Source organism: Chryseobacterium angstadtii (assembly GCF_001045465.1).
Lineage (GTDB): Bacteria > Bacteroidota > Bacteroidia > Flavobacteriales > Weeksellaceae > Chryseobacterium > Chryseobacterium angstadtii.
Genome location: NZ_LFND01000007.1, coordinates 60,288 through 83,402, shown reverse-complemented (window position 1 = coordinate 83,402; position 23,115 = coordinate 60,288). Strand labels below are relative to the sequence as shown.

Sequence of the window (23,115 nt, the reverse complement as noted above, 5' to 3'; positions counted from 1 at the left end):
ACACAGACATGAAAAAAATACTCATTCCCGTTGGGATGCTTCTCACGGCCCATTCCGTGCAGGCCCAGCTTACCCAGGGAGAAAACTATATCCAGTCCAAGACCTATCTTGACTATAACGGCGCTCAGCCTTCAAAAACATCCGAAACCGTTCAGTATTTTGACGGGTTGGGCAGACCTAAGCAGATTGTCAATGTCAAATCTTCCCCTTTAGGAAGAGATGTTGTTACCCATATTGAATACGATGCGTTCGGGAGACAGGTTTTAGACTTCCTTCCCGTTCCCCAGTCCGGAACTTTGAACGGAGCCATTGTCCCTTCTTCGCTCGCCAATGCCACACAGCCCGATATTTACGGTTCAGAAAAAATCTATGCAGAAAAAGTGTTGGAAAACTCACCCCTTGACAGAATTCTTGAACAGAAAAACGTCGGGACCGCATGGAATACCAAACCCGTAAAATTCGCTTATGATGCCGTTACCGTAGCCGATAGAGTAAGAAAATTCACCACGGTGACCACCTGGGAAAACGGAGCCACTAAATCTGAATTGAAAGAAGAATGGCTCTATACCGATGGACAGCTCTACAAAAACTCCGTTAAAGATGAAGACGGCAATGAAACCATCGAATTCAAAAACGGGCAGGGACAGACCGTATTGGTAAGAAAAGTCATCAATGTCGATGAATATGCGGATACCAACTACGTTTACAACGAATACAACCAGCTTGCCTTTGTTATCCCCCCTTTGGCCAGCATCCGCGGAGATATTGCCGCCAATACGGCCAAACATGACGAACTCTGCTACCAGTACCGCTATGACGGAAAAGGCCGGTTGGTAGAAAAGAAACTTCCCGGTAAAGGTTGGGAATTCATGGTGTATGATAAAGCTGACAGGCTGCTTCTTACTCAGGACGCTGTGATGGCCTCTCAAAACAAATGGCAGATGACTAAATACGATATGCTGGGTAGAATTGCCTACACCGGAATCGCCAACAATAACAGCAGCAGAAGTGTTTTACAGAATCAGATTGCAGATTTGGTTATTTATGATGCCCGTCATTCCAGCGGTTTCTTTAGGAATGGAATCACCGTTTATTATACCAGTGTATATTTAAATGTTGATACCCTTTTATCCGTTAACTACTACGACTCCTATCCTCAAGGGTATGATTTCAATCCCCCGTTTCCAACCATTATTCAGGGAGAGCCTGTCCTTACCGAAACTCCCTCTTCAGACGGCAGAAGCACCAAAGGCCTTCCCGTAATGAGCCTGGTAAAAAACATAGAAGACGATAGCTGGACCAAGAATTACACCTACTACGACACCAAAGGCCGTGCAGTGGGAACCTATTCCATCAACCATTTGGGAGGCTATACGAAAACAGAATCCAGACTGGATTTTGCGGGAGTTCCCCAGACTGTCATTACAAAACACAAAAGGCTGGCAACCGATACAGAAAAAGTCATTACCGAAAACTTTACTTATGACCATCAGAACAGAATGTTGGTTCATAAACATCAGGTAGACAATAATCCCGAAGAAATTCTTGCTCAGAATAGCTACAACGAACTTTCCCAGCTGAAATCTAAAAAAGTAGGAGGAATATCCTTAGCCACCCCGTTACAAACCATAGATTACCAGTACAATATCAGAGGCTGGATGACCCAGATCAATGACCCGGCCAACTTAGGAAATGATCTTTTTGGATATAAGATTAATTATAACCATGTAGAAGGACTGGAAAGTCCTAATTCAGATTATCCTGATTTAAAAGTAAAGGCCAAATATAATGGAAACATAGCTGAGGTATTGTGGAAAACACTTGCCGAAGAAAATGAAGTGCTAAAAATCTATGGTTATGTATATGACTCTTTAAACAGGCTTTCTGCAGGCTTTTATCAGAAAACAGGAAATGAAACGGCAAAAGAATATTTTGAAAAACAGGAATATGACCTTAATGGAAATATTACTAGATTGAAAAGATCTGGATTGCTTTTATTGGGTAATACTTCTGCTTTGGCAATTGACAATCTGAAGTATGACTATATTGGCAATAAATTGGTAAAAATTACAGATGAACAACAGAATTCCTCTGGTTATCCGTACGTTGCTAATGCAGGTACTATTGGCTATGATAATGACAATAGTAATGGAAATGGGAATATGACTAGCCATCCCGATAAGGGAATTTCTTCAATCCAGTATAATTATTTAAATTTACCAAAACAGATTGTCCAGAATACTAAAGTAACTCAATACACTTACAGAGCAGACGGGGCAAAAGTAAAAAAGCTCTTTGGAGATTTAGAAACAGATTATTTAGACGGATTCCAGTACAAATCTACATTCCAGATAGAATCATGGGACGGTGAGGGGATTTATCATCCGGATCCTAACGAAGTCCCTGTTGTACAGTTGAGGATTATTCCAACAGCAGAAGGATATTATGATGTATTAAAAGAGTACTATGTTTATAATTTTACAGATCATTTGGGGAATGTAAGGTTAAATTATTCAGATTTAAATAAAGATGGAGTGATCCAGCCAATAGCCTACGTAGTGAATGAATGTAAGCCTAAGCAAGGATGCATGGATGTATGGAAATATGGCGAAATAATTGATGTAAATAATTATTATCCTTTTGGGCTTTTGCATAATTATACTGGACCTAATATAGGTGCTTATCAATACAAGTACAATGGAAAAGAGCTTCAGGAAACAGGGATGTATGATTATGGAGCGAGGTTTTATATGCCGGAGATTGGAAGATGGGGTGTGGTGGATCCGTTGGCGGAGAAGATGAGAAGACATAGTCCGTATAACTATGCGTTTGATAATCCTGTGAGGTTCATCGATCCAGATGGAAGACAAGCAGATGATTGGCGAAACAAAAATGGACAGTTAGTTTATGACCCCAAAGCTAACGATGGAAAAGGAGCATATACAAAGTTTGCTACTGATAAAGACAAAGCATATGGAGATGGTTTGAAAAATTCAGGTAAAAGAGGCGCCGCACAATTTGATCAATTAGTAACTTCAAAGATACCAACTTATGTAGAATATAGTAAAGAAAATCACCCTTTTTCAATGGGAGAAACGCCTTCAATTGAGAAAGATGGCAAACTTGTAGGTTTTAATATGATAATATATGAGGGATCTAGCGAAGAAGCCTTTAAAAATCCAGACAAAGATTTAGATTCTGTCCAAGAAGGTTATGTGAAGGAGGGAAATTTAAGTGCTTTTGATATATCAATTTCAACTTTTGGTCATGAGATTGGCCATGCAAATGAAAAGAACTACCAACTACTTAAGAAACAAAATGAAACTGGTATTGTTGACCCTAAAAATAACAGCGAAACAATACCAACAGCTATAGGAATAGAGATTCTTAAAGAATTGAGAGATAATAAAATTAAAAATAAATAATTATGAATAAGTACTTTATTATTGTCTTACTCGTTTTAGCTACTTGTTGTAAATCTCAAAATATTACCACGTTTTCTCAATTAGAAAACAATATTAGAGAAATACTTTTTCAAAAAGGTTATATATCACAAAATGAATATTCTCAAAAAAAAGGTTTTACTATTTATGGAACTTATCAAAGAAAAGTTGATGAAAAAAAGTTACAAAGTGGTATATATGATCTTTATTTAGGAAATCATAGTCCTAAATTCAACTTTATTTACGAGCAAAATAAAATTATTTTTTTAGATATTTATTCTTTCAAGAATTTTTTAGAATCAATGAGAACACAAATGATTTATTTATTTGGACAAAGATATTGTAGAGAAATTATTGTTGATTATGTAAAGAGATTGATTAGAGCACATTATAGTTTTAATAGAAATTTAAAAGATCTGTTTAATAAAAATTGTGAATTTCCAGAAAAAAGAATACTAAGTACATTTTATTTAAATGAAATTAAGAGTAAAATTATTACCGAAATTGCGCAAAAAGAGGATTTAAAAAAAGAAAAATTGCAACTTGAAAAAATTGAAAACATTGCAGTTAGTGAGTTAAGTATATATTTTGGTATTAATGAGAAAGAAAAATTGGAAGAAGGAGTTTATAGTTATGTTAATATAAATTCTAGTGTTTCTAAGAATAGTTATTTTATCCTAAATGGAAATGATATTAAGTTTTTGAAAATGGATTCAGATGAATCATTCATTAAATCAATTCAAGAAATAATTTTATTTGGAGAAGATAAAAATATATGTTCTGAAAAAACTATTTGGTATATCGAACAATTATTTTCAAATTATATGGAAGACTCTTGTCTTTCTAAAGTTACGAAAGATTTGCCGTAAACCTCCCCCTTTTTTCCCCCCCCCCCCCCCCCCCCTCGCTGCCGCACGAATCCTTTCGTGTGGCATTTTTATTAATAATTGCTTTCGGTAAACTATTTCATTGTATACCTTTACTCAAAACATACATTGATGAATGGAAATTGATACTTGTTGTATGTTTTCAGTTGGGTAAATTTAGCTTTTAGAATGGTCTGGTTTATATTTTTTTATCGTGCGAATCCTTTCGCTTGGTAACATGGGTAAAACGACAAGATAAGGCAGTAATACTAAACGTAATTTAAATATGAGAATCTATACATTTCTTTTTTCACTGTTTAGTATAATCATGCTAGGTTGTACTCCAAAAAATATAAAAGATGCCAATCAAATTATTAATAAAATTGAGAATTACAGAAAGGAAAAACATATAATTCCTGATAATTTAAATGCTATAGGAATTAATGAAACAGAAGATAGCTCTGTTTATTATAAAAAAGTAGATTCGTCAAATTATATGGTTTGGGTTCAGGCAGAATCTTCTATAGGGAATCTAGAATATATTATTCCGATACCCAAAAGTGGGAAAATGATTTTAGAGAAGTGGGTAAGAATAAATCAAAGTAAAGATTAAAGTCACAAAATTCGGTGGCTTTATTTTGTTTAAGAAACACATCCAACGGATCCGTACTATCCTCCTACTTCAACCTATCCGGATTCTGCTTCAAAAAACTATCCCAGCCACTATAAGATTTTGTATCGGCTATAGTTCCGGAATTGAAATGATGGCATACTGCAACAGCCAGACCGTCGGAGGCATCTAGATATTTGGTGGGAAATTCTTTCAGCTTTAAAAGATTTTGAAGCATGCCTGCAACCTGCTCCTTGCTGGCGTTACCATTTCCGGTGATGGCCATTTTGATCTTTTTGGGTGAGTATTCTGTGATGGGAATATTTCTGTAAAGGCTGGCGGCCATAGCTACGCCCTGAGCGCGTCCCAGTTTAAGCATACTTTGTACATTTTTTCCATAAAAAGGAGCTTCCAGAGCAACTTCATCCGGATGGTACTCATCAATCAGGGCTAAGGTTTTGTCGAAAATATATTTCAGCTTCGTTTCGTGATTCGGATACTTTTTCAGGATCAGTTCGTGTATGGAAATCATCTCCATTTTACCTTTCTTCACAGAAATAATGCCGAAGCCCATAATGGCCGTTCCCGGATCTATCCCTAAAATTATCTTCTCTGAAATCATGGATCAAAGATATAACTTTCTAAACTTTTTTATCCCGGAAAAGATAAGGGATGATGATTCAATTTGAGATAAAAAATTAAAAAAGATCCAAAAGCTCAAAATACGATTGGAAGTCGCTTTTTAACCGTTGATTTTTGAGATGCGATATAAAATACCATGAAATAAATTTTAAGATAGATAGAAAAAAAGGCTGTACTTATTCTTTTAAATCCCGTGTTACTTTGTTGTTTTTAAAGTAAAAACGATTCAGTTAAAAATAAAATAAAAATATTCAATATATCGGGAAATATGTATAACTTTAAAATAAAAATGTTATGAAAAATGCAATCAGTTTTTTTATTGTTCCCTTGTTTTTGCTGTTGAGTTTTCAAAAAAACAGCAGATTAGAGAGCTCCGGGGAAGAAATTCCGGGGGCTGAAGCCAGGGCAGAAGGGAAGATTCTTTATCTGTTTTTCAAGGCGGATAAAGGAGAGTCCGGAAAAGAAATAATTGTTCTTCAGGAAAAAAAAATTGCTGAAGGAAGGCTAAAATCCAATCCTGTTTTTGACAGAGGCGATCTTGAAGCCGGAGACTTTATTGTCATCCTTACAGATTCCGGAGGGAAAGAGATCATGAAACAATTGGTGAAAAACCCGCTGCATCCTGAAATGGAGGTGTATGAAAAAGAAGGAATCAGCAGAAAGAAAATACCACTTGAAAACACAGAATTCAGTGTACGTACTGTTTATTCAGAACAGATCAGGATGGTAAAAATCGAAAAAGTGACAGAATCCGGAACGGAACTTTTATTCACCCAAAAACTATAATCATGAAAAAAACTTTACTGGCCCTTCTTATTGGCAGCAGCTGCATGGCGCAGACCTTTCAAACGGTTTCCCTTCTGCAGAACGGAACGAACAATAAACGTATCGTTATAGCGGTACTGGGAGACGGCTTTACTTCGGCACAACAGACTTCATTTGTTTCATCGGCGCAGTCTACCGTTAATTATCTTTTTACGAAAAGTCCTTATACAGAATATAAAAATTATTTTAATGCGTATGCCATCAAAGTCGTTTCTACGGCTTCAGGCGTAAAGCATCCGGGAACGGCTACCGATGTTACGGAGCCTGTAATTCCGGTTTCCAATCCTAATAATTATCTGGGGTCTTCCTTTGATTTCGGAGTTCACCGGTGTATTTACAGCAATACAACTAATAAAGTAGCTCAGGTGCTGTCAGCCAATGTTCCTGACTATGATATTACTTACGTGCTTGGAAATTCTACTGAATATGGAGGATGCGGTGGTGCGTATGCATTTGCCTCCGTCAATAACTCTTCCAATGAGATTGTAGTGCATGAACTGGGACATTCATTCGGTAAGCTGGCAGATGAATACTGGTTTTCAGGTTCCGGAGAATCTCCCAATAAAACGCAGACATCAAGCCCAACCACTGTAAAATGGAAAAATTGGGTAGGATTGAACGGAGTAGGGGTATATTCCCATTCGGAAAGCCCTTCATGGTTCAGGCCACACCAAAGCTGTGAAATGAGATATCTCAACCAACAGTTTTGTTCTGTCTGTAAAGAGGCTATCATAGAAAAGATACATTCCCTGGTTTCTCCGGTAGATTCTTATACCCCTGCCAATACTTCAGCAGTGAACGCCAATTCAAATGTAAACTTTACGGTGAATGAAATTCTTCCAAATCCTAATACTTTGGTTAATTCATGGAAACTGAACGGGACTCTACTGTCATCTACATCCAATGCACTTACGATTTCTCCCTCTCAACTGAATACAGGAAATAATACCCTGATCTTTTCGGTGTACGATAACAGTCCGCTTTTAAAAGTGAACAACCACAGCACACTTCACTTTACCAATGTGACATGGACGCTGAATAAATCCACATCGCGTAAAATGACGGAAGTTAAAGCAGAAGAAAGAAGATACAGCATCTATCCGAATCCTACCGACGGCGAATTTTTCATCCGTGGAAAACAGGATTTTGCAGGAAATGTAAGAGCCGATATCTATGATGCTTCCGGAAAGCTGATCAGAGCAAAATCAGAGCTTAAAGACCGTTCAACACTATTGGTAGATATCAAAAGCTTTCCGGCAGGAACCTATTTGGTGAATGTGTACGAAAATGAAGGAATGATTATCTCCCAGAAAGTGATTAAAGACTAAAAGATTTGAATTTAAAATACTGAACTAATGCCGGGTTATACATCCGGCATTTATTTTTCTGAAATATTTCCGGTGAGTTGTTTCTCTGCAATCGGAACCCAGTTCTGTTCATGGCGGAGAAGAATAATTTTATCAACTATGAATTTAGTTTTATAATTTTTTGTTTCGTAAACTTCCCATGCCTTCAGATAATTATCAAAACTTAGGTTTCTGTAGCCAACAGTCATATGAGGATTGAATGAATACTTCATGAAATTGAAATACTGTTTTACATTCTGATGAAGCAGATTTAAATGCTCATTGGCTTCAGGATGTATGAAAATAACAGGGTTCTTGGGATTGGGAAAACTTCCGAAACCATTCATTACCATTTCAAACGGAGGAATATTCGTATCTATTTTTTGAAATGCTGTATGAATATCACTTTCAAGCTCCCGTTCTCTGGAGAAAGGTGGAAATAAAGTAATATGGGCATCATTTTTTAGTGCCTTTGAATTGTGGTAATTCAGAGCAAAATCCTTTTTAAAAACCTTCACTTCGTCAATGACTTCCTGCGGAGGATAAATAGCAATGAAATACAGATTTTTCATACAACAAAATACAAAATTTTGAAAAAAAGATCCATACATAAGAAAATTATGCATAGATTTGAAAGGTATAAATCTACATCACTTGAAAAAGAACAGCCTTTACAAAGGAACACTCCAGAACATTATTTTGAAGCTGCTTTCGAAAGAAGTAAAAATGTACGGCTATCAGATTACCCAGCGGGCAAAAGAGCTTACCGAGGGCGAACTTGAAATGACGGAAGGTGCTCTATATCCACTGCTGCATAAATTGGAGAATGACGGGATGATTACTTCAGAAATCCAGAAAATCAACGGAAGAGACCGGAAGTACTATCTTTTGACAGAGAAAGGAAAGAAACACCAGGCCGTTCAGGAAAATGAAATGAAAAGTTATTTGTTGAATCTAAGCACCATTTTTAATATATGATGACTGAAATCCAGGAAAATGAGATTACAGATTATCTGATATTTCAAAAACTTCCGCTGGATATCCTGCTGGAAGTAAAAGATCACATGATATCACAAATTGCGGACCTTCAGATGAAAGAAAACGTAGGTTTTGAAGAAGCTTTCCACAAAACTAAAATATTGTGGGAAGATGAATTTAAAATGACGGGTTATTCCTTTTTTTATTCAGAACCCATTCCTGTAATTGCTAAGAAAATCCTTAAAACCAATAATAATGAGATTCTTAAAAAATCAATTTTATTTGGGTTAATCTCTTTAGCAGTTAATTTGTTGCTTATTTACGGTTCAGATACCGATAAAATGTACACCCTCTTTTTTAGACTGGAAAACTTTATGTTCTTTCTGGCCCCTGTTATAGTCTGGGTGTTGAATTATAAAATTTTAAAGTTTATCAGAACAGATTTTAAATACAAAGGAAGGCTTTTTTATACCATATATCAGCAGAATGCAGGACTATTGGTGATATGCCTTATTTCGATGATGCAGCTTGTCATGAAAGACGGAAAGCCTGTCTATGATTCGTTTAGAACCGATAATCATTCCGAAATATTGAATGCGGTATTTGCACTTGCCTTTATGTTTCTACTCCAGACCTTTATGATTTTTGGATTATTTAATTTCTTTAAACATAAAAAGTCCCTTAAAAAAATACAGCATTTTCTTCAGACTTCTGCGGTCTGAAAAACTGAATAATAAAACCAAACCGAAAACATACTTTAATACCAGGACCATATGATAAATACAGCACAGGAAATTGAGATCATCCGGTATCTTGTTTCAAAAAAACTTGATCAGAAGCTGCTTTTGGAAATCAAAGATCACTTTATACTTCAGATATCTAACTTGATGGAAGAACATAATTTAAGCTTCCAGGAAGCTTTTCTCCGGACTAAAGAGAACTGGAAAAACGAGCTTGAAATCGTAAGAGCAGATTTTTTATCCACAAGAAAAATGACCAGAATTGAAAAAGACATTCTTCAGAACCGATTCAAAAAGATGAAGACTTATGCTTTGGTGTTTTCATTAATTTTTTCAGGCTTGCTGTATGTAAATCTTGATCTGTTTAATGACCTTCAGATTCTGTTTTTGATCATCATATTTGGCCTTTCGGTTTATAATTTTACCCTGAAAACCATGAATTTAAATGATTATTTTCGGATCAGCTTTCATCCTTTACTTTTAAAAAATCTATTCATAGGAGTTATTTTGATCGCGGTTTCATGTCTGTTTTTAAAAGATCTGCAAACGGCCATTTCGATGATGATAAAACCATTTTTTCTTTATGCCGCTGCTATTCAGATTCAACTTTTATACTGGAATGCAAAGAAAGTGAATGTCCTGATTTAAGCAGTTGCAGAACATTTTCCAGGTTATCCGTAATCTTCTCAACTTCAACGTGCGGCCGGAAGGTTAAGCTTTTACCCTTCTCTTCGTCAGCGATATTGGAGAGAATAATAACGGATGTTTTGGTCTGCGGATAATAAATGTTCAGAGAAGGAGATCCCTTTACATAACCGCTGTGGAAATAACTTTCAGGTTTCCCGATATTGATCATAATGCCGTAGCCATAACCCATTTTCCCTAAAATAGCGTGATGCCTTTCTGCGCTTTTGGAAACGAAGAGTTTTAAAGTTTCCGGTTTCAGGATTTTACCGCCGTAAAGGGCATTATTCCAGATATGCAGATCATCTATGGTAGAAAGAATACCGCCGGCCGGAGTTCCTATGTCTTTTCCGCCCAGTCGTTGAGGCATATTGGGAACTATCTGAGCGTTTTTTTCATTACCCAAATAAGCGCTGGCGAAATTTTTCCCTTCAAAAACAGTTCCCGTAGAAGAGCTTTTCATTCCCGCCTTTTTAAAAAGTTCCTGAACATCTTCATTAAATGATTTTCCGGTAACAGCTTCCACAATTTTTCCCAGTGCATTAAAACCGTCGTTGGAATAGAAAAAATCAGTACCGCTTTTGAACATCAGCTTTCCGCCAAAGGTATTAAGGCCTGAAGTATGATTTAAAAGCTGATGAATCGTGATGTTTTCGTATTCTTTGGTGCGGAATTCCTTCAGGTATTTAGAGGCTTTGTCCGTTACATTCAGTTTTCCCTGTTCCATCTGAAGGAGGATCAAAACAGCTGTAAACTGCTTGCTTACGGAGCCAATGGCAAAAACCGTACTGTTGTCGATCGCAGTTTTATTCTTGAAATCAGAATAGCCGTTTTCTTTTCTGTACAGCTGGAGCGAATCTTTAAATACAGCCACACTGCCATTGAATTTATATTTTTTAAATACGGAATCTATCTGCTGCTCCAAAAGGGTTTTCTGAAAAGCCGTAACAGTTGAATCAATGATGGCCTTTTTATCAACAGGCGAAACAGAGGCTTTCGGGATTTCTGTTTTGCAGGAAAATAATAAGCTGATAATGAAAAGGAAGGTAATTTTTTTGATCACAGGTGTTTATTTAAATTAAAAGTTACTGATATTAAGCTTGATGCTTATTTAAATGTAAGAAATTTCTTAGAAGTTTCAAAGGGATGCAAAATTTATGCTAAGACAAAGAATTTGCTTACAAGTGGAATCAATTATTTTACAGTCATGAGGGATTTTTTGAAAAATAATTCAGTACACATCGGGCATCAGTAACTTCAGTATTGTAGTAAGCGGTTTATTATTTCGGAATCAGATCGCAGAACCAGAAGACATATTCTCCGTTTTCGTCTTCAGAATCTGATTTTGGTTTGGGATAAGTTTTCTTTACCGTTTCCCCGATTTCAAAAGAAATAGCTTCCTTAAAAATAGGTCCGTCAAAACTAAACGTATGAAACTCACCGTTTTCTCCACAGGGATCAACATTTTCAGGGAGATCGCGGATAAAATCCTTGTCGATTATTCTTCCGGCAAAGCTTTTATCCAGATAGGTTTCGTTCACACAGGTAACAATGGTTTTAAAACCAAGATCCAGAAACTCATGGATGAGGTCGGTTGTATTCAGTTTCCAAAGCGGAAAAACAGCTTCCATTCCTATTGAATTCAGCTGGTCTTCACGGTATTTTCTGAGATCTTCCAGAAAAATATCCCCAAAAACTGACTGAGTAATTCCCATTTCCTGAATTTGTGACATCGTGGTATTCATAATTTCACGGTATTCTTCCATAGACGGTTCTTTCGGAAGCTCCATTTTAATCAGAGGAAGACCCAGACTTTCAGCCTGCTTTTCTAAAAGAGAAATAGGAACGCCATGCATGGAGATCCGCTGGAATTCCTGATTGATGCTGGTGAGTAAAGTACTTACTTCAATACGGTTTTCCTGAAGGATTTTATAGAGCGCAAGAGCAGAATCTTTTCCGCTGCTCCAGTTGAATACGGCTTTGGGTTTCATTGAGGAATGATATTTTTATAGATTAACCTGAATTTCATTATAATAAATGTAACATCCGGTGAATTAAGTTGTCTTATTTAATTATAGAAACATAAAACTTTTTTAAATTTAAATCAAATTAAATAAAAGCCAATGAAAAATTTACTACTCGGAACAGCCGTTCTCTTTTTTACAGGAAGTTTCAATCCTGTTTTTTCACAAAAGACAGAAGCTCCAAAGTTTGTAAGCAACATCGAAGGAGTTAAAGAATATTCTTTAAATAACGGTATGAAAGTACTTTTAATACCGGATGCTTCACAAAGTAATATGGTTGTGAATATTGTTTACAATGTAGGATCCAAAGATGAAGGTTACGGTGAAAAAGGAATGGCGCATTTGCTGGAGCATATGCTGTTCAAGAGTACCAAAAACATGGGGGATATCAAGAAACAGCTTTCGGATAAAGGAGGACAGGCGAATGGTACCACCTGGTATGACAGAACGAATTATTATGAAATTTTCCCTTCCAGTGATGAAAACCTGAAATGGTCTTTACAGATGGAAGCGGACAGAATGCTGAATGCTACTATTCTACAGAGTGATCTGGATAAAGAGTTCTCAGTAGTAAGAAACGAATTTGAAATCGGAGAGAATAATCCTACGCGAGTGATGATGCAGAATGTATTTTCTAACGGATATACGTGGCACAACTATGGAAACAGTACCATTGGAAGTAAGGAAGATATTGAAAGGGTAAAGGCTCCCACATTGAGAAAATTTTACGAAAAATATTATCAGCCGGATAATGCAACACTTATTGTTGCCGGAAAATTTGATGAGAACAGTGCTTTGAAATACATTACAGATTATTTTTCAGGTTTACAGAAGCCTGCCCGCGAATTAGGAGGAACTTATACGGTAGAGCCTGCTCAGAACGGAGAAAAATATTTTGAAATTAAAAGAAACAATGATCAGCAGATTATTGCTGCAGGATACCATACCTCGGCTTTTGCAGATAAAGACTACGCTGCATTGTCTGCACTTTATGAGATCTTGACTTCAGACCCTTCGGGATATCTGTATAAAAATTTAGTGGAAACCCAGAAAGTTTCTTCCATCTGGACGTTCAGCCCGATTGTAAGGGATCCGGGAATGGTTTATTTTAATTTTGATGTTCCGAAGGATAAGAATTTAGATGAGACCACAAAGCTGGTAAGAACAGAGCTGGATAAAGTTTCAACCATAAAGTTCACGGCAGATGATCTTAAAAGAGCCAAAGCAAAATTGGTGAAAGATATTGAAAATGAGAAAAACAACACCATTAATTTTGCGGTTAATCTTACCGAAATCGTAGGCGCAGGGAATTATAAACTGAGCTTTATATACCGGGACAATGTTGAAAACCTAAAGCTTGAAGACATCAATAGGGTTGCACAGAAATATTTCAGAAATAATAACCGTACAATTGGTGTTTTCCGCCCTTCTCCAAATGAAGAAAGAGTTGCTCCTGCAGAATTCAGAGATAACCAGATTGCTGATCTCGTAAAAGGATACAAAGGAAAAGCGCTGGAGAAAGAAGTTGCCCCTTTTGAAGCTTCTATAGCGAATGTCAAGAAAAATCTTACTGAAGGAAAACTTTCCAACGGAATGAAATACGGGCTTATTAACAAAGAGCTTAAAGGAGATAAGATTCAGGGAACTTTCCGTTTAAGAATCGGGAACGAAAAAGATCTTCAGGGTAAAGATGCCATTGGAAGTATAACCGCTTCTCTATTGAAATCCGGAACCAAAACCAGAACAAAGGAACAGATTCAGGATGAACTGGACCAAATGAAATCTTCTGTAAGCGCCAATGTTTACGGACAAAATTTAATGATTTCCATTAGTACATATAAGCAGTATTATCCGAAAGTAATGGCTATTGTGAAGGATATCCTGACCAATGCTACTTTCCCGCAGAATGAGCTGGCCAAAACGGTAACTGAAACAAACACCTGGTTGGAAGGACAGTTAAAAGATCCGGAGGCTATTGCCGGGAATGATCTGCAGAGACTGGCATCACCTTATCCTAAAACAAGCATTTTTTATGTGCCTTCTTTACAGGAACAGATTGATGAAAATAAAAAAGTAACCCAGGCTCAGGTTATAGATTTCTATCAGAATATTATGGGGGCATCAGACGGTGCAGGAACTTTAATAGGAAGCATTGATCCTAAACAGGCTTCTTCCGAGCTGGAAAATACATTCGGGAAGTTTACGGCAAAATCTAAATTCGTTGAAGTAAAGCCTACATTCTTCGAAACAAAAAAACAGGATAAAAATATCATCACGCCTGATAAAGAAAATGCAGTGGCTTTAGGAACTTCAAGCTTTAAAATGACTCAGGATCATCCTGATTATCCTGCTTTGGTAATGGCGAATGAAATTCTGGGAAGCGGAGGATTCCTTTCTGCTAGACTGCCGATGAGATTGCGTGAAAAAGACGGTATTTCCTATGGAGTAGGTTCTTACCTGAGTGTTCCTATTACCAATGATGTCGCTTCATGGAACTATTATGCCTATCTGAATCCTACAAAAAGAGATGCGGTGGAAAAAGCAGTGAAAGAAGAGATCAACAAAGCACTGACTTCCGGATTTACACAGGAAGAGCTGGATTCTAACAAGAAGAGCTATGCTAATGAAAGGAAGACCAGCTTAGGTTCAGACAATATGCTGATTAATTTGGTAAATACGAAACTTATTTTGGGCGTTCCGTTGGAGAAATTCGACGATCAGAATGCTAAAATCCAGAATCTGAAATTAGCCGAAGTGAATGCTGCATTGAAGAAATACCTTTCTGAAAATAATGTGATCTCTGTTTTTGCGGGAGATTTTAACAAGAAGTAAATTTTAATATAATTGATCATAAAATCGGCACAGATTACCTGTGCCGATTTTTTATTTACTGATTGTCAATTTCTTCACTATTTATCCGAGTAAAGTAAATATAAATTGTTGATGTACCCTTTTTTCGAAAGTTTCTGGACAATTACGTCATCGTAAAATGCCATGTATTGATATTCGGGATTTTCTTTTCGTATGGTTTCAAACTTTCTCCTGCCTATTTTTTTTCCATCCAGGAAATAGAAATCCGGTGGTTTTGACTCTATAACCATAACAGCTCCTATGGTGACATATTTTTCTTCAATTTCAAAATTTTGTTTTCCCAGCAGTTCACTGGTTTTCAGAATTGAAGTTTTAGAATCTGAAAATTCTTTATTATCCACCTTTACAGTATAATCAATTCTGATAATATTATGCTCTGTTAATACCTTTTCCGGGAATGATAAGATGAAATTTCCGTTTTCATCTGCTTTTGCCTGATACAGTTTTCCTAGAGTAACCAAAGAGATTTCCCCAGCAATTAATTTTTCATTTTCAGAGGAAACCAGTTTACCATTTATAGTAATGTCTTTCTGATAAACGTTTTCTACGGGAGAGTTGCTTCCTGTCTGAGCATGGGAATACGTCGCTGAGGTTAAGGTGAGTGCTAAAAATACACTTGAAAGACTGGGTTTTAAAAGCGATGTTTTTCCACAGACAGAATCGTTACTTTTAAAAATCGTATTAATTTCTGTCCCGGATAGTTGATCCAAATCCCAAACCTTTTTTTCGCATACATCACAAAACTTTCCATCATTTACATCCTGCATGTCATCCCAAAGCTGCCGACAAGGTTCTTTAATTTGAAATTCTTTTTTCATTACAAATACATTATTATTTAAAAATACAAAAAAACCTCAAAGAAATTTCCTTGAGGTTTGATTTATAAATTGCCAGTCCGGCTATGGACTACATATTTCTTCTGTACTTACCACCCACTTCAAACAAAGCATTGGTGATTTGTCCCAGAGAACAGTATTTCACGGCATCCATCATCACGGCAAATAAGTTCTGCTGGTTGATCGCTGCGTATTGTAACTTTCTTAGGGCTTCTTCAGATTGGTTTTCATTGGATTTCTGGAAATTCTGAAGCATTTCGATCTGAAACTGCTTTTCCTCTTCGGTAGAACGGATAACTTCTCCCGGACGAACCGTTGGCGAACCATCTTTTCCGAGGAAAGTATTCACTCCGATAATAGGGTATTCTCCGGTATGCTTCAGCCATTCGTAATGCATAGATTCTTCCTGGATCTTAGAACGCTGATACATGGTTTCCATAGCCCCAAGAACACCGCCTCTTTCTGTAATTCTGTCGAATTCAGCATAAACCGCTTCTTCCACAAGATCTGTTAATTCTTCAATGATAAACGATCCCTGCAGCGGGTTTTCATTTTTAGCTAAACCTAGTTCTTTATTGATAATCAACTGGATAGCCATGGCTCTTCTTACGGATTGCTCAGTAGGCGTGGTAATCGCCTCGTCATAAGCATTGGTATGAAGAGAGTTACAGTTGTCATAAATAGCATATAACGCCTGAAGAGTGGTTCTGATATCGTTGAAATCAATTTCCTGAGCGTGAAGAGAACGTCCCGAAGTCTGAATATGATATTTCAGCATCTGGCTTCTTTCGTCAGCTCCGTATTTAAGTTTCATGGCTTTTGCCCAGATCCTTCTTGCTACACGCCCGATCACGGAATATTCCGGGTCAATACCGTTAGAGAAGAAGAAAGATAAGTTCGGAGCAAAATCATTGATATCCATTCCACGGCTCAGATAATATTCCACATAAGTGAAACCGTTGGCCAGGGTAAAGGCAAGCTGGGAAACAGGATTGGCCCCTGCTTCAGCAATATGATATCCGGAAATAGACACCGAGTAAAAATTTCTTACTTTTTCTGTGATGAAAAACTCCTGAACATCACCCATGAGTCTCAAAGCAAATTCAGTAGAGAAAATACAGGTATTCTGTGCCTGATCTTCTTTTAAAATATCAGCCTGAACCGTACCACGAACCGTAGCAATTGTTTTGGCTTTAATTTCTGCATATACATCTGCAGGAATTACTTCATCTCCTGTAATTCCCAGAAGTTTTAGTCCTAAACCATTATTGGAAGGAGGAAGTTCCCCATTGTATTTAGGTCTTTCCAGACCTTTATCATCAAATTTTTCTTTAAGCTTGGCCTCAACCTTAGCTTCAAGTTTATTTTCTGCAATATATTTTTCAACATTCTGATCGATAGCAGCATTCATAAAGAAAGCCAAAAGCATAGGAGCCGGTCCGTTGATCGTCATTGATACCGAAGTCAGAGCATTGATCAGATCAAATCCTGAATACAGCTTTTTAGCATCATCCAACGTGGCAATGGAAACTCCCGCATTCCCGATTTTTCCGTAGATATCCGGTGGAAGGGCAGGATCCTGTCCATATAAAGTTACAGAGTCAAAAGCGGTAGACAAACGTTTTGCAGGCATTTCTGCAGAAACATAGTGGAATCTTCTGTTGGTTCTTTCCGGACCTCCTTCTCCTGCGAACATCCTTGTAGGATCTTCACCGGTTCTTTTGAAAGGATAAATTCCGGCTGTGTAAGGAAAACCTCCCGGAAGATTTTCCTGGCTTTTCCACTTGATAAGGTCACCCCAATCGGTATATTTTGGTAATGCAATCTTTGGAATTCTCAGGTGGGATAAAGATTCTGTTGAGGTTTCAACCTTAATTTCTTTTCCACGTACAAAATAAGAATAGAACTCTTCGTGGAAAGCTTTTTTCGTATCATCCCATGTTTTCAGGAAGTCGATGTTTTCCTGCTGAAGCTCTTTTTCCGCTTTTTGATATTCGGAGTCCAGTATTTCGTTGCTTAGGATTTTTTTAACCCCATCTATATGATACATTTTTCGGGCAAGCTCAGCCTGTTTTTCCACATTCGCATCATACTGCTTGTTGTTTTCCACAATTTCGGAAAGATAACGAACCCTTTTCGGAGGAATGATCGTTACTTCATCCGTAATTTCCTGCTCAGCAAATGTTTTTAACTGTAAATCTGAAAATTTTTCGTTGACTTTAGAGATCAGTCTGTTGTAAAGTTCAGTAGTACCGTGATCGTTGAACTGTGATGCTTTTGTAGCGTACACAGGCATTTCTTCCAATGGACTTTCCCATAGAAGGTGGTTTCTCTGGAACTGTTTTCTTACCGCCTGAAGAGCATCCAAAGCGCCTCGCTTATCAGATTTATTCAAAGCAACCAGGTCTGCGTAATCAAGCATGTCAATCTTTTCAAGCTGTGTGGAAGCTCCGTATTCAGGAGTCATCACATACATGGAAACATCCGCAAAATCCGAAACTTCTGAACCGGACTGTCCGATACCTGATGTCTCTAAAATAATTACATCCGGAGCCGCCAGTTTCAAAACATTCAGTGCAGAATGAATGAAAGGGGAAACGGAAACGTTGTTCTCTCTTGTAGCCATAGAACGCATATAAACTCTCGGATCATTGATCGCGTTCATGCGGATTCTGTCTCCCAGAAGAGCTCCTCCCGTTTTCTTTTTAGAAGGGTCTATAGAGATGATGGCAATTTTTTTATCAGGATTTGAACGGATGAAACGTCTTACCAGCTCATCTGTCAGGGATGATTTCCCGGCTCCTCCCGTACCTGTAATCCCGATAATAGGAATCGTTAAGTCTTTTGATTTCTCGTCAATAGCCTTTACCAGTTCAGGCTTTTCTTCTGAAAAGTTTTCTACGGCTGAAATTACTTTAGCAATGCTTGTAGAATTTTCAAAACTGATGGCATCCAAATCAGCTGCCGTGATATCTTTTCCTGTAGCGAAATCGGATCTTTTCACCAGATCGTCAATCATTCCCTGTAAACCGAGTTCACGGCCGTCATCCGGAGAATAAATCCTGTCGATCCCGTAAGACATGATATCTTCAATTTCTTCAGGCAGGATTACACCGCCGCCGCCACCGAAAATTTTGATCTGTGGAGAATTTTTCTCTCTTAAAAGATCATAGATATATTTAAAATATTCGTTGTGTCCGCCCTGGTATGATGTTAAAGCAATGGCATTGGCATCTTCCTGGATTGCGGTATTCACAACTTCCTCTGCAGATTTGTCGTGGCCAAGGTGGATCACTTCACATCCTGTTCCCTGGATCACGCGACGCATGATATTGATCGCAGCATCGTGTCCGTCAAATAATGACGCCGCGGTTACGATTCTTACTTTGTTGGTTGGAGTATATTTTTGGGTTTCCATAAAAAACTAGAAAATTTCTGAATTTTCAAATATAATAATAAAAAAAGAACCTTTTGGTTTTGAGTAAATTATTGATTGTTAGTTTCTTATTCCTGCGATGAAGACTGTGTTTTCTCCATCTTAACAATCATTCGTTTAAAAATGATCAGTAAATTCTTTATTTTTGCACAATTATAATATAGCGTATGAAAAAGGCTTTGATGTTTTTTGCTTTAGGAACGGTACTTAGTTTCCTGATCAATTATTTTTTTTACAGTTCTGAAAATATCGGCCTTGATGTATATTATGCGCTAGCTTTTGGAATAGCGTGGGGAGTTGCTTATTATCTGGATACACCCAATTTCACGCTGCCACAGAAGCTGGGTATTTCTTTTGCGATCATGGGAGTTCTGGTTTTAATAGGCACCCTGATTTTCAGTCTGGAGCTGGCAATCCCTTCCATACTTAAATTTTCAACGGTTTTTGTGGCGTATTATTTATTGGCCAGCTTTAGAGCAAGCAAGTCTTTACGCAGTTAATGCATCATCATGAAGCTGATGTACATTAATATCATGAGCATGAACATAATTCCCAGATAATTAATGATAAACAGGATCATTCCTTTGAGGATACTTGTTCTTTTTCTGCTTTCGTACACTCTGTGATGGGCCACAAAAAAATAAATGGAGGTGTAGAAGAACAGGGCTGTAAATAAAAGGAAAAAAAGCAAACTTAAAATACTGTAATCAGGCAGTAGATCGGAAAGCTTCACCAATAGAATAAAGATCAGGGTAGACAGTAGAAGAAAAGAAAAATAATGCAGAGTAAATATACCATGATCGAAGTACCACCATTTCTTTTTATTATGGAACATCCATAGGAAAAATGCAAAAACGGGAAGATAGAAAAACAATGCTTTGGGGATGGTATGGATGAAGGTTTCCTTGTATTTTGCAAAAATCTGTTCTTTTGTATAGCCTTCTTCTCTGAATTTAAATATTTTCTCGGCAAATGGCCTGCCCAGAATATAAAGTCCCTTTTTATCCGTTTCCTGAAGAGAATCATACTCTTTCATGTTATGAGCGCCTAAGATGGCAGAATGATTAGGATCCAGTGTACTTTCCATAAGGTCACTGCTTTTATCGCTATCTGTAGCCGCCTGAAGAGAATCTTTTATATGTAAAGTATCGATGGCTTTTTTCATTTTTTCGGCCGTTTTATTCGATAAAAAACCTTCTTTGTTAAGCCCTTTTAAAACTTCCGATACTTTTTCCTTATTGTCTTTGGGTTTTTCTGCTTTTTCCACTTTCTCTTCTTTTGGAGATGAATCTTCTGTGTGAGGAAGAATAGCAGGAACAAAGAAGGTGAGGAAACTGATGAATATATATAGTTTTACAGGAACTACATAAAGCTGTCTTTTTCCGGCAAGATACTCTTTGGTCAATTTTCCGGGACGGATCAGGAGGTACTGTATGGTTTTCCAGAACTGTCCGTCATAATGCGTGAAGTCTTCAATGAAATGAGTGAAAAGATAATGGAATGGCTGACGGCTTTCAACGTTTTCCTGCCCGCAATGGGGGCAGAATCTTTCTTCAACCTGATGTCCGCAGTTCAGACAGGTTTTATCTTCTCTTATTTTTCCGTGACTCATGGATATAGGAATATGGTTTCGCCGCAAATATAAATATTTCGCAAAATAAAATAATTATATCAATAGGTTTTTACAGAAATCTTTAAAGAAAAGTTAATAAAGAAAGAGTTGAGGGAGTAAACTCTTTACTTTATCAGGCGTGTTTTTAGAATCTTCGAAACGATTTTTTCATCGGTCATCTATTTTGCAAGTTCTGTGCCAAATCTTAATAATAAGTTAAAATCTATTAAAACATGGTGAAAATGGGGAGGTTACATAGATTAAATGAAATATGTTTTTGGGTTACAAAAATTATTTGTACCTTTGCACACCCTTTTAGGGGGAAATTATGTTTAATCTTTAACTAAAACGTGTGAATACATTAAGTTACAAAACTGTTTCAGCGAACAAAGCTACTGCTAATAAAGAATGGGTTGTGGTAGACGCTGAAGGACAGCCGTTAGGAAGACTAGCTTCTACGGTTGCAAAGATTTTGAGAGGTAAGCACAAAACGAACTTTACACCTCACGTAGATTGTGGTGATAACGTAATCGTTTTGAATGCTGGGAAAATTACGCTTTCCGGAAATAAGTGGGCTGATAAGACTTACATCTGGCATACAGGTTACCCTGGTGGACAGAAGTCTATGACTGCGGCTGAACTTCAGAAGAAAGATTCTTTAAAAGTATTAGAGAAGTCTGTAAAAGGTATGTTGCCTAAAAACAGATTAGGATCTGCTTTATTGAAGAACCTTTATCTATATGAAGGAACTGAGCACAAACATGAAGCTCAGCAGCCTAAAACAATTAATGTTAACGAATTTAAATAATTAATTATGTCTATAGTTCACAAAATCGGAAGAAGAAAAACTTCTGTAGCTAGAGTTTATGTAAAGCCAGGAACTGGTAACATTACAGTAAACGGTAAAGATGCTGCAACTTATTTCTCTACAGACGTGATGGTTTATAAATTGAACCAACCGTTCATCCTTTCTGAAACTGTTGGTCAGTATGACGTTACCGTAAATGTTTTCGGTGGTGGTAATACAGGTCAGGCAGAAGCTATCAGATTAGGTATTTCAAGAGCTTTATGCGAAATCAATGCTGAATTCAGATTAGCTTTGAAACCAGCTGGTTTACTTACAAGAGACGCAAGAATGGTGGAAAGAAAGAAGCCAGGTCAGAAAAAAGCAAGAAAGAGATTCCAATTCTCAAAACGTTAAGAATTGCGGTAAGCTTAAAGCAATATGCAATAAGCTATTTGAACTTATTAAAATTTTTAATCCGCTTGAAAGCTTACAGCTTAATGCCTAAAGCCTAAAGCAAAAATTGCCCGTTACGTTTAGCATCCAAACGCTTCTCCCATCTAAAGAAGTTGTTGATTGTTTAAAAGACGGAAAGTAAACTAACAAAAACAGAAAACATGGCAAAAGCAAATGTAAAAGACCTCTTAGAGGCTGGCGTACACTTCGGTCACATGACTAGAAAGTGGAATCCAAATATGGCTCCATACATTTTTATGGAGAAAAACGGTATTCACATTGTAGACTTACATAAAACAGCAGTTAAATTGGATGAAGCTTGTAGCGCTTTAGAAAAATTAACTTCTGCAGGTAAAAAAGTTCTTTTCGTTGCAACTAAAAAGCAAGCGAAAGAAGTAGTAGCAAAACACGCTGCTGAACTTAATATGCCTTATATTACAGAAAGATGGCCAGGTGGTATGCTAACGAACTTCGTTACTATCAGAAAGGCGGTAAAGAAAATGAACCATATCGACAAAATGAAAAAAGACGGTACGTTCGAAACTTTATCTAAAAAAGAAAGATTACAGGTAGACAGACAAAGAGCTAACTTAGAGAAAAACTTAGGTTCTATCTCTGACATGGTTCGTCTTCCTTCTGCAATCTTCGTTGTAGATATCATGAGAGAACACATTGCTGTAACTGAAGCTAAGAAATTAGGTATTCCAGTTTTCGGTATTGTTGATACAAACTCTGATCCAAGAAAAGTAGATTTCGTTATCCCAGGAAACGATGATGCTTCTAAGTCTATTGATATGATCTTAAACATCGTTTCTGATTCTATCAAAGAAGGTCAGTCTCAAAGAAAAGCTGATAAAGAAAAATCTAAAGAAGAAGGAGAAAAAGTATCTGCTGATACAGATGCTGATTTCGATGCTGAATAATTAAAGATTTTCTTTAATATAGGAAAAACGCTGGATTTA

General features: G+C 37.1%; 20 protein-coding genes. 13 read left to right on the top strand and 7 right to left on the bottom strand.

All coding sequences use genetic code 11. The annotated features are described in order from the left end of the window. Nucleotides 1-8 precede the first annotated feature (8 nt). The 3 genes from ACM46_RS19400 (at nt 9) to ACM46_RS19390 (ending at nt 4,922) form a co-directional block, all read left to right on the top strand. Nucleotides 9-3,425: a DUF6443 domain-containing protein gene (locus tag ACM46_RS19400; RefSeq protein WP_053082729.1), complete on the top strand. Its 3,417-nt coding sequence runs from the start codon at nt 9-11 to the stop codon at nt 3,423-3,425. Between the two features lie 2 nt (nt 3,426-3,427). Then, a complete protein-coding gene (locus ACM46_RS19395; protein ID WP_048508355.1) occupies nt 3,428-4,312 on the top strand; it encodes a hypothetical protein in 885 nt (294 codons plus the stop codon). Nucleotides 4,313-4,595: 283 nt separating this feature from the next. Further along, on the top strand, nt 4,596-4,922 hold the full coding sequence (locus tag ACM46_RS19390; RefSeq protein WP_131707630.1) for a hypothetical protein: 327 nt from the start codon (nt 4,596-4,598) through the stop codon (nt 4,920-4,922). 64 nt (nt 4,923-4,986) lie between these two features. Here ACM46_RS19390 and ruvC read toward each other — a convergent pair whose 3' ends face one another. Further along, a complete protein-coding gene (gene ruvC / locus ACM46_RS19385) occupies nt 4,987-5,541 on the bottom strand; it encodes a crossover junction endodeoxyribonuclease RuvC (protein WP_048508353.1) in 555 nt (184 codons plus the stop codon). A 314-nt stretch (nt 5,542-5,855) separates the two neighbouring features. On the opposite strand from ruvC, the gene ACM46_RS19380 reads away from it, so the two are divergent. After that, entirely contained in the window at nt 5,856-6,347 is a 492-nt protein-coding gene (locus ACM46_RS19380) for a hypothetical protein (RefSeq protein WP_048508352.1), read from the top strand. 2 nt (nt 6,348-6,349) lie between these two features. Further along, the gene (locus ACM46_RS19375; protein ID WP_048508351.1) at nt 6,350-7,714 is read left to right on the top strand and encodes a T9SS type A sorting domain-containing protein; all 1,365 of its coding nucleotides are present in this window, start codon (nt 6,350-6,352) and stop codon (nt 7,712-7,714) included. A 50-nt stretch (nt 7,715-7,764) separates the two neighbouring features. Here ACM46_RS19375 and ACM46_RS19370 read toward each other — a convergent pair whose 3' ends face one another. Continuing rightward, a complete protein-coding gene (locus ACM46_RS19370; protein WP_048508350.1) occupies nt 7,765-8,304 on the bottom strand; it encodes a 2'-5' RNA ligase family protein in 540 nt (179 codons plus the stop codon). Between the two features lie 82 nt (nt 8,305-8,386). Here ACM46_RS19370 and ACM46_RS19365 point away from each other — a divergent pair, with 82 nt between their 5' ends. The 3 genes from ACM46_RS19365 to ACM46_RS19355 are packed head-to-tail and all read left to right on the top strand — an operon-like array spanning nt 8,387 to nt 10,098. After that, nucleotides 8,387-8,710: a PadR family transcriptional regulator gene (locus ACM46_RS19365; RefSeq protein ID WP_048508349.1), complete on the top strand. Its 324-nt coding sequence runs from the start codon at nt 8,387-8,389 to the stop codon at nt 8,708-8,710. Then, nucleotides 8,707-9,432, top strand: coding sequence for a hypothetical protein (locus tag ACM46_RS19360; protein ID WP_131707629.1), 726 nt, complete (start codon nt 8,707-8,709; stop codon nt 9,430-9,432). The genes ACM46_RS19365 and ACM46_RS19360 overlap by 4 nt, the downstream gene beginning before the upstream one ends. 51 nt (nt 9,433-9,483) lie before the next feature. Further along, nucleotides 9,484-10,098 (top strand): hypothetical protein, encoded by a 615-nt coding sequence (locus tag ACM46_RS19355; RefSeq protein WP_048508347.1) that lies wholly within the window; start codon nt 9,484-9,486, stop codon nt 10,096-10,098. On the opposite strand, the gene ACM46_RS19350 is transcribed toward ACM46_RS19355, so the two are convergent. Beyond that, nucleotides 10,043-11,197, bottom strand: a complete 1,155-nt coding sequence (locus ACM46_RS19350) for a serine hydrolase domain-containing protein (RefSeq protein ID WP_048508346.1) — start codon at nt 11,195-11,197, stop codon at nt 10,043-10,045. The genes ACM46_RS19355 and ACM46_RS19350 overlap by 56 nt on opposite strands. A 217-nt stretch (nt 11,198-11,414) precedes the next feature. Further along, nucleotides 11,415-12,125: a Dph6-related ATP pyrophosphatase gene (locus tag ACM46_RS19345; protein ID WP_048508345.1), complete on the bottom strand. Its 711-nt coding sequence runs from the start codon at nt 12,123-12,125 to the stop codon at nt 11,415-11,417. A gap of 132 nt (nt 12,126-12,257) precedes the next feature. Between ACM46_RS19345 and ACM46_RS19340 the strand changes: the two genes are divergently transcribed. Then, nucleotides 12,258-14,990 (top strand): M16 family metallopeptidase, encoded by a 2,733-nt coding sequence (locus ACM46_RS19340; RefSeq protein WP_048508344.1) that lies wholly within the window; start codon nt 12,258-12,260, stop codon nt 14,988-14,990. 77 nt (nt 14,991-15,067) lie between these two features. Here ACM46_RS19340 and ACM46_RS19335 read toward each other — a convergent pair whose 3' ends face one another. After that, a complete protein-coding gene (locus ACM46_RS19335; RefSeq protein WP_048508343.1) occupies nt 15,068-15,847 on the bottom strand; it encodes a hypothetical protein in 780 nt (259 codons plus the stop codon). Nucleotides 15,848-15,935: 88 nt separating this feature from the next. Then, the gene (locus tag ACM46_RS19330) at nt 15,936-19,283 is read right to left on the bottom strand and encodes a methylmalonyl-CoA mutase family protein (RefSeq protein WP_048508342.1); all 3,348 of its coding nucleotides are present in this window, start codon (nt 19,281-19,283) and stop codon (nt 15,936-15,938) included. A 185-nt stretch (nt 19,284-19,468) separates the two neighbouring features. On the opposite strand from ACM46_RS19330, the gene ACM46_RS19325 reads away from it, so the two are divergent. Next, complete coding sequence (locus ACM46_RS19325; RefSeq protein ID WP_048508341.1) at nt 19,469-19,801, top strand: hypothetical protein; 333 nt, start codon at nt 19,469-19,471, stop codon at nt 19,799-19,801. Here the strand turns inward: ACM46_RS19325 and ACM46_RS19320 are convergent. Next, nucleotides 19,798-20,913 (bottom strand): DUF3667 domain-containing protein, encoded by a 1,116-nt coding sequence (locus tag ACM46_RS19320; RefSeq protein WP_048508340.1) that lies wholly within the window; start codon nt 20,911-20,913, stop codon nt 19,798-19,800. The genes ACM46_RS19325 and ACM46_RS19320 overlap by 4 nt on opposite strands. Nucleotides 20,914-21,265: 352 nt before the next feature. On the opposite strand from ACM46_RS19320, the gene rplM reads away from it, so the two are divergent. The 3 genes from rplM to rpsB all read left to right on the top strand — a co-directional run bounded on the left by rplM (nt 21,266) and on the right by rpsB (nt 23,076). Further along, the gene (gene rplM / locus ACM46_RS19315) at nt 21,266-21,721 is read left to right on the top strand and encodes a 50S ribosomal protein L13 (protein WP_034706094.1); all 456 of its coding nucleotides are present in this window, start codon (nt 21,266-21,268) and stop codon (nt 21,719-21,721) included. A 6-nt stretch (nt 21,722-21,727) separates the two neighbouring features. Then, nucleotides 21,728-22,114 carry a 30S ribosomal protein S9 gene (gene rpsI / locus ACM46_RS19310; protein WP_034678948.1) on the top strand — a complete coding sequence of 129 codons (387 nt, stop codon included), beginning with the start codon at nt 21,728-21,730 and terminating at the stop codon, nt 22,112-22,114. Between the two features lie 200 nt (nt 22,115-22,314). Further along, nucleotides 22,315-23,076 carry a 30S ribosomal protein S2 gene (gene rpsB, locus ACM46_RS19305; protein WP_048508339.1) on the top strand — a complete coding sequence of 254 codons (762 nt, stop codon included), beginning with the start codon at nt 22,315-22,317 and terminating at the stop codon, nt 23,074-23,076. Nucleotides 23,077-23,115: the final 39 nt, after the last annotated feature.